Origin of the sequence: Dactylosporangium sp. NPDC049742, from assembly GCF_040674675.1 — a bacterium.
In the GTDB taxonomy this organism is placed as follows: Bacteria; Actinomycetota; Actinomycetes; order Mycobacteriales; family Micromonosporaceae; genus Dactylosporangium; species Dactylosporangium maewongense.
On the sequence record NZ_JBFANF010000144.1, the window covers coordinates 1 to 6,377 of the forward strand.

9 protein-coding genes are annotated in these 6,377 nt (G+C 72.4%); 4 read left to right on the plus strand and 5 right to left on the minus strand.

Annotated features, from left to right (window positions below; genetic code table 11):
- Positions 1–139 precede the first annotated feature (139 nt).
- Positions 140–550: a hypothetical protein gene (locus AB0J72_RS58660; protein ID WP_363417914.1), complete on the minus strand. Its 411-nt coding sequence runs from the start codon at positions 548–550 to the stop codon at positions 140–142.
- A gap of 247 nt (positions 551–797) precedes the next feature.
- On the opposite strand from AB0J72_RS58660, the gene AB0J72_RS58665 reads away from it, so the two are divergent.
- On the plus strand, positions 798–1,130 hold the full coding sequence (locus tag AB0J72_RS58665) for a hypothetical protein (protein ID WP_363417916.1): 333 nt from the start codon (positions 798–800) through the stop codon (positions 1,128–1,130).
- Here AB0J72_RS58665 and AB0J72_RS58670 read toward each other — a convergent pair.
- A complete protein-coding gene (locus AB0J72_RS58670; RefSeq protein ID WP_363417919.1) occupies positions 1,127–1,546 on the minus strand; it encodes a nitroreductase/quinone reductase family protein in 420 nt (139 codons plus the stop codon). The two genes, AB0J72_RS58665 and AB0J72_RS58670, sit on opposite strands and share 4 nt — an antisense overlap.
- Positions 1,547–1,637: 91 nt before the next feature.
- Complete coding sequence (locus tag AB0J72_RS58675) at positions 1,638–3,356, minus strand: RecQ family ATP-dependent DNA helicase (RefSeq protein ID WP_363417922.1); 1,719 nt, start codon at positions 3,354–3,356, stop codon at positions 1,638–1,640.
- A gap of 200 nt (positions 3,357–3,556) precedes the next feature.
- Here AB0J72_RS58675 and AB0J72_RS58680 point away from each other — a divergent pair, with 200 nt between their 5' ends.
- Together AB0J72_RS58680 and AB0J72_RS58685 are read left to right on the plus strand one after the other, a co-directional pair.
- On the plus strand, positions 3,557–4,444 hold the full coding sequence (locus AB0J72_RS58680) for a sigma-70 family RNA polymerase sigma factor (RefSeq protein WP_363417925.1): 888 nt from the start codon (positions 3,557–3,559) through the stop codon (positions 4,442–4,444).
- A gap of 21 nt (positions 4,445–4,465) precedes the next feature.
- On the plus strand, positions 4,466–5,206 hold the full coding sequence (locus AB0J72_RS58685) for a peroxide stress protein YaaA (protein ID WP_363417928.1): 741 nt from the start codon (positions 4,466–4,468) through the stop codon (positions 5,204–5,206).
- Here AB0J72_RS58685 and AB0J72_RS58690 read toward each other — a convergent pair.
- Positions 5,187–5,738 carry an HD domain-containing protein gene (locus AB0J72_RS58690; RefSeq protein ID WP_363417934.1) on the minus strand — a complete coding sequence of 184 codons (552 nt, stop codon included), beginning with the start codon at positions 5,736–5,738 and terminating at the stop codon, positions 5,187–5,189. The genes AB0J72_RS58685 and AB0J72_RS58690 overlap by 20 nt on opposite strands.
- 36 nt (positions 5,739–5,774) lie before the next feature.
- Here AB0J72_RS58690 and AB0J72_RS58695 point away from each other — a divergent pair, with 36 nt between their 5' ends.
- Positions 5,775–6,254, plus strand: a complete 480-nt coding sequence (locus AB0J72_RS58695; RefSeq protein WP_363417931.1) for a DUF1707 domain-containing protein — start codon at positions 5,775–5,777, stop codon at positions 6,252–6,254.
- A 22-nt stretch (positions 6,255–6,276) separates the two neighbouring features.
- On the opposite strand, the gene AB0J72_RS58700 is transcribed toward AB0J72_RS58695, so the two are convergent.
- Complete coding sequence (locus AB0J72_RS58700) at positions 6,277–6,366, minus strand: hypothetical protein (protein ID WP_363417937.1); 90 nt, start codon at positions 6,364–6,366, stop codon at positions 6,277–6,279.
- Between the last annotated feature and the right edge of the window lie 11 nt (positions 6,367–6,377).

Here is a 6,377-nt window from a genome sequence, read left to right on the forward strand (position 1 = left end):
CGCCGGCCCGCATGCCCGCCGGGCGGCGCCGGCCCGCATGCCCGCCGGGCGGCGCCGGCCCGCATGCCCGCCGGACGCAGAACGCCGGCCCGCGGAAGGTCCGCGGGCCGGCGCCGGAGAACAGCGACAGCGGGGAAGGTCAGCCGGCGGCGATCGACGGCGGGGTGTCCGTGTCGATGACGGTGGCCTCGCTGAAGGCGGAGTCGAGCTGCGCCCGGATCGCGTCGAGCTGGTGGAACTCGCTGGAGGACGCCGACTCGGAGCCCTCGGCGGCGAAGACGTGGTCGGTCTCGGCGGCGGAGTGGTCGTAGGACGTGAAGTCCGACTCCTCGTAGTGCGCGCCGCTCGGGTCGGTGTACGACACCTGGTGGCCCTGGTCGAACGAGGTCGACTCGGCCGACGCGTGGTCCTGCTCGTACACGCCGAACTGCGAGTCGTAGTTGTTCTGGCTGGCGTCGACCTGGTGCAGCTGGTCCAGCGACTCGTGGTTCTCGCCCGCCTCGACGTGGCCGTATTCCGCGCCGGTGTCGCCGCCGTCGTACTCGCTCATGGTGGGTCCTCTCGGTATTGCGATGGGGGTGTTTGCGATTCGGTGTTCGGTGTCGCAGATGACGCTAAGGCGCCGTCGGGGGCGTCGAATCCTGGAAACGTGCCAGCCGTTCAACTGCCGTGGAAACGAGCGTATACCGTGCTCAGCGGCCTGGACTATCCTTCAAACGACAGTTGCGGGCCTGCCGGACACCCGACAGGACGCGCCCGCCATACTGCGTGCCGTGCGCAAACACTGCTGCGACGGAATGCGGGCCCAACTGGCGCTGGCCGAGTCCGAGGCCGGCGAGGACGACCCGGACGTGGTCGTCGTCCATGACGCGAGGTTCGACGAATACGGGCTGCCCGTCCGCGACGGCGGCACGTCGATGGTCGTGATCGGGTACTGCCCGTGGTGCGGCGGGCGGCTGCCGGAATCGCGGCGGGACGCGTGGTTCGACGCGGTCGAGCTGCGCGGGCTCGACCCGTGGGAGGACGAGCTGCCCGAGGAGTTCCGCGACGACTCCTGGTGGCCGGACGGCGAAGCGGCGGGGACCGACCGGGAGTTCGTCGAGCCCGAGAAGGTGATCAGCCCCGCCTAGTACGAGGGGCGGACCAGCTCGACGACCGGGATCCTGCGGTCGACGCCGTTCTGGTGGTCGGTGAAGAACGGGTACCGCTCGCAGATCCTGGTCCACAGCACGGGCCGGTCCTCGTCGGCGACGGGGCGGGCGGTGGCGGCGTACTCCTCGCCCTCCGCCTCGACGGTGACGGCCGGCTCGGCGACCAGGTTGCGGAACCAGTCCGGGTCGTTGACGGCGCCCGCGTTGGAGGCGATGACGTACATCTTGTCGTCGATCCGGATGAACATCATCGGGCTGGTGTGCGGCGCGCCGGACCTGCGGCCCGTGGTGGTGAGCAGCAGCAGCGGCCGGTCACCCAGCCGCCGCCCCGCGGCCCGGAACTCGGCGATGAGCTCGCGGTTGTACGCACGCTGGTCGACGGGCAGCTCGGTCATGCGACCAGCCTAAGCGGTGCCCCGCGACGGCGCCCGCCAACCGCGGCCGTGCCCCGCCGCGGCGCCCGCCGACCAACGGCGGGCGCCGGGGTCACGCGGGCTCCAGCAGCTTCGACTTCTGCACGATCGGCACCGACAGCGTCTTGTAACCGACCTCCTCGAACAGGATCACGACCCGGTCCTGCTCGTAGGCCATCACGGTGCCGGTGCCCCACGCGGTGTGCCGGACCTCGCTGGAGACGGGGAACGGCCGGCCGGTGTCGACGACCGTGACCTCGTCCGCCGCCACCGCCACGGCCGGGCGCCGGAACAGCCGCCGGTACCACGGCACGTGCGGCACCACGGGATCCACGACGACGGTGCCGTTGGCGCAGTTGTCGCAGTGCCCGCAGGCGCGCTCGGCCTGCTCGCCGAAGTACGCGAGCAGCGCGTTGCCGCGGCAGTTGGCGCTCTCCGCGTACTGGCGCATCATGTCGATCCGGGACCGCCGCAGCGTCTGGTGGCGCTCGAACTGGGCGAGCGCGAGCCGCGACGCCTCCGCCGGCGTGGGCGCGTAGCGGGGCGTGCCGAGCTTGTTGCCGGGCAGGACCTCGACCGCGCCGACCTGCTCGAGCAGGCTCAGCAGCGACGTCACCTTGCGCGCCGGCAGGCCGCTGCGGGTGGCGAGCGCGGTCCGGCTCACCGCCCCTTCCCGCAGGGCGGCGGCGAGCTGGGTGAGCTCGTGGCCGTCCGGCGCGCCGGAGGCGAAGAACCGTTGCAGCGACACGTCCTCGGGCCGGAAGAACAGCACCGTGCGGGACGACGCGCCGTCCCGGCCGGCGCGGCCGATCTCCTGCAGGTAGCTGTCGGGGGAGTCGGGCAGCGCCACGTGGTGCACCCAGCGGATGTTGGGCTTGTCGACGCCCATCCCGAAGGCGCTGGTCGCGACCATGACCGGGATCTTGTCGGCCATGAAGTCGGTGTACCGGCGGTTGCGTTCGCCGGCGGCGAGCCCGGCGTGGAACGCGACCGCCTCGACGCCCTGCTCGGTGAGCCGGGTCGCGTACTGCTCGGCGATCGCCCGCGTCGGCGCGTACACGATCCCGGGGTGCGGCTCCTTGCGGACCTGCGCCAGGAGCCGCTGCCAGCGCTGCTCGTCGCTGGTGCAGTGCACCGCCGACAGCTCCAGGTTGGCCCGGTCGAGGCCGGCGACGTGCGTGAACGGGTCCTGCAGCCCGAGCGTCTCGGTGATGTCCGCCCGTACGGGCGGCGACGCGGTCGCGGTCAGCGCCACGATCACCGGGCGGTGCCGCCCGTCGCCGAGCTCCCGGATGAGGTGGCCGAGCTGCAGGTAGTCGGGGCGGAAGTCGTAGCCCCACGCGGAGACGCAGTGCGCCTCGTCGACGGCGACCAGGCTCGGCCGCAGCGCCTTGACCTCCGCCAGGCGCGCCGGGTTGCCGAGCTGCTCCGGCGTGATGAACAGGAACCTGGCCGTCCCGGCCCGCAACGCCTCGAGCGCGGCCTGCTGCTGGTTGGGCGTCTCGGCCGAGCTGATCCTGACGGCCTGCCCGGCGACCCGGCGGTTCAGTCCGGCGATCTGGTCCTGCTGCAACGCGAGGAGTGGTGAGATGACGACAGTGGGCCCGGGCAGCAGCATCGCCGGAACCTGGTAGATGGCTGATTTTCCGCCGCCAGTGGGTAACACCACGAGCGCGTCCCGCCGCTTGAGCAGGGCGCGCATCGGCGGAAGCTGTCCCGCGCGCAACTGGTCCCAGCCGAAGTGCTGGCGGGCGGCGCGGCGTAGGCGGGGTGCGAGCGGCACAAGATTCATCGCGGGCGACTGTACCGGTGTTCGAATGCATCGGCGCGCTGAGCGAGTTGTCGCGACACGCCGAATCTGAGCACTCTCACCGTCTCGCAACCAAAAGGCACCCGAAAGTGACGGTGCCAGCACCCTTCGTAGTCGAAAGTTCTTCGTGTCAGCAGGTGGACCGCCTGCACGGGGTTCACCACAGACACGAGGGGGAACCGATGACAGCGACCCTTGAGGGTGCCACGCTCAAGGTCCAGTTGGAAGGCCGCGAGCTCGAGGACCTGATCCGCGAGCACCTGCCACTCGTCGGGCATCTGGTGCGCCAGACGCTCGGACGCCTACCCGCCCACGTCAGCCGCGAGGACCTCGTCTCCGCGGGCATGGCGGCCCTGGCCGGCGCCGCGAAGGCGTTCGACCCGAGCAGGGGCATCCCGTTCGGCAGCTTCGCCACGACCCGAATCCGCGGCGCGATCCTCGACGAGCTGCGCGGACTGGACTGGGCGAGCCGATCCGTGCGGGCCAGGGCCAGGCAGGCGGACGCGATGCAACAGGAGCTGACCGCGGCGCTCGGACGCACCCCGACCAACCACGAGCTGGCGGAGGCGCTCGGCGTCAGCGTCGACGAGCTCCAGGCGATCGACGACGACGTGCAGCGGGCGGCGGTGCTGTCGCTGCAGGGCTTCGCGGCCGGCTGCGCCGAGGACATGGTGCCGGAGCGGGCCGCCGGCCCGGAGGACCTGATCCTGCACCGCGAGCGGATCGGCTACCTGCACAACGCCGTCGAGGCGCTGCCGGAGCGGCTCGGGAAGGTCGTGAAGGGGTACTTCTTCCAGGAGCGGCCCATGATGGAGATCGCCCACGACCTGGGCGTCACCGAGTCGCGGGTGTCGCAGCTGCGCGCCGAGGCGCTCATGCTGCTGCGCGACGGCCTCAACACGCACCTCGACCCGGATCTCGTCTCGATCAGCGACAAACCGACGGGCTGCGTCGCCCGCCGCCGCGAGGCGTACCACGACAAGATCGCCAACGCCGGCAACCTCAACAGCCGGCTGGCCCAGACCAACCACCACGGCATGCCGTTCGTCCAGTCGGGCCGGCACGCGTAAGGACGGCTGTACCCTCGGGCGGTGCTGATCCTGCTGCCACCGTCCGAGGGCAAGGCCGCCGCCCCGCGCCGCGGCGCGGCCCTGGATCTCGACCGGCTGTCGCTGCCCGCGCTGTCCGGTGCCCGCACTGCCGTCGTCGACGACCTGGTGAAGCTCAGCGGCGACCCGGCGCTCGCCCTCACCACGCTCGGCCTGACCCCGGGCCTGGCCGACGAGGCCGCCCGCAACGAGCTGCTGCGCACCGCGCCGACCCTCCCGGCCGCCGCGCTGTACACCGGCGTCCTCTACGACGCGCTCGGCCTCGCGTCACTCACCGGGCCCGCGCTGGCCCGGGCCCGCAAGCAGCTGCTCATCTTCTCCGGGCTGTGGGGCGCGGTCCGCCCGGCCGACCGGATCCCGTCGTACCGCTGCTCGATCGGCGTCCGCCTGCCGACCGCCGGGCCCCTCGCCGCGTACTGGCGCGCTGCGCTGCCCCCGGTCCTCGACGAGCTAGCCGGCGACGCCCTCGTGCTGGACCTGCGCTCCTCCGCGTACGCCTCGACGTGGACCCCGCGCAACGGCGTCACGGTCCGCGTCCTGCACGGCGGCAAGGTCGTCAGCCACTTCAACAAGGCCACCAAGGGCCGGATCGTCCGCGCGCTGGTGCTGGCGGGCGCCCGGCCGCGCACCCCGGCCGCCCTCGCGACGGCGCTGCGGGAGCTCGGGTACACCGTCGACGCCCGCACCCCGCACGAGCTGGACGTCACGGTCGAAGCGCTGTGAGGTCGGGCTCGCCGTACCGGGCGACCATCGCGTCGAAGCACGCCACCTTGTCCGCGCCGAACCGCGCGACGTCACGCCGGTAGTCGCCGGCGGTCACGAACCGCGGCGGGCTGCTCTTCGTGTGGAACTTGTCCGCGTACATGACGAGCCGCTCCTCCTCGCTCACCGCGACGTAGTCGCCGGGCGGGATCGGCAGCCCCTGCCGGGCCACGTCGGCGCGGGTGATCCCGACCCCCGTGTGGCACGAGCAGAACCGGCACAGGGCCTCCGGCAGCCCCTCCTCGCGCAGCAGCTCGTGCCCGAGCACGCCGTGCCTGATGTACGGGTCGCCGCGCAGCCGGTAGACGCCGACGTCGTGCACCAGACAACCGGCCTTGACCAGGGCCGGGTCCACGCCGGCCGCCGCCGGCAGCAGCCGCTCGGCGATGCGCCACACGGTCACGCAGTGCGCCCACACCAGGTCGAACGTGTTCCGGTCCGGCGCGTGCCGCTCGTGCAGCGCGCGGATCTCATCCTCGGAAGGCACCCACATACCGCCCGATGCCGCCATCCCGGTCACCCTCCGTTGTTGTCCGACCGCAGTACGGTCGATGACATGTACCCGTCGCCGTCGTTCCGGGCGTCCGACGCCGACCGTGAGGCCGTCGTGGCGCACCTGGGCACCTGCCTGTCCGAGGGCCGGCTCAGCCTGTCCGAGTTCGACGCCCGCACGCGCCACACCTACGCCGCCCGCACCTGGGGCGAGCTGCTGCGCATCGTCCGCGACCTGCCCCCGCTGCCGGCCGCCCCCGCCCCGCCGAAGGCCGACCCGCAGCCGGTGGGGCCGGTGCTCGCCCTCGTCTTCGGCATCTTCTCGCTCCCCGCGGCCGCCTGCGGCCCGGTCGGCGTGATCGCCGGGATCGTCGCCGTCGTGCTCGGCGTCGTCGCCCTGCTCGGTGCCCCCGGCGCCGGCCACCGGCGCGGCCTCGCCCTCGCCGGCCTCCTCTGCGGCACCTTCGGCATCCTGTTCTCCATCGCCATGATCATCCTGTACGCCACCGTCGACTGACGGTGTCAGCGGGAGCCTCCGGCTACGGGTCGGGCGTGCTCCACCGTACGACGGCCTCGGTGCGGCTGCGGACGTGGAGTTTGGCGAAGACGTGGTTCAGGTGGTTCTTCACGGTTTTCTCGG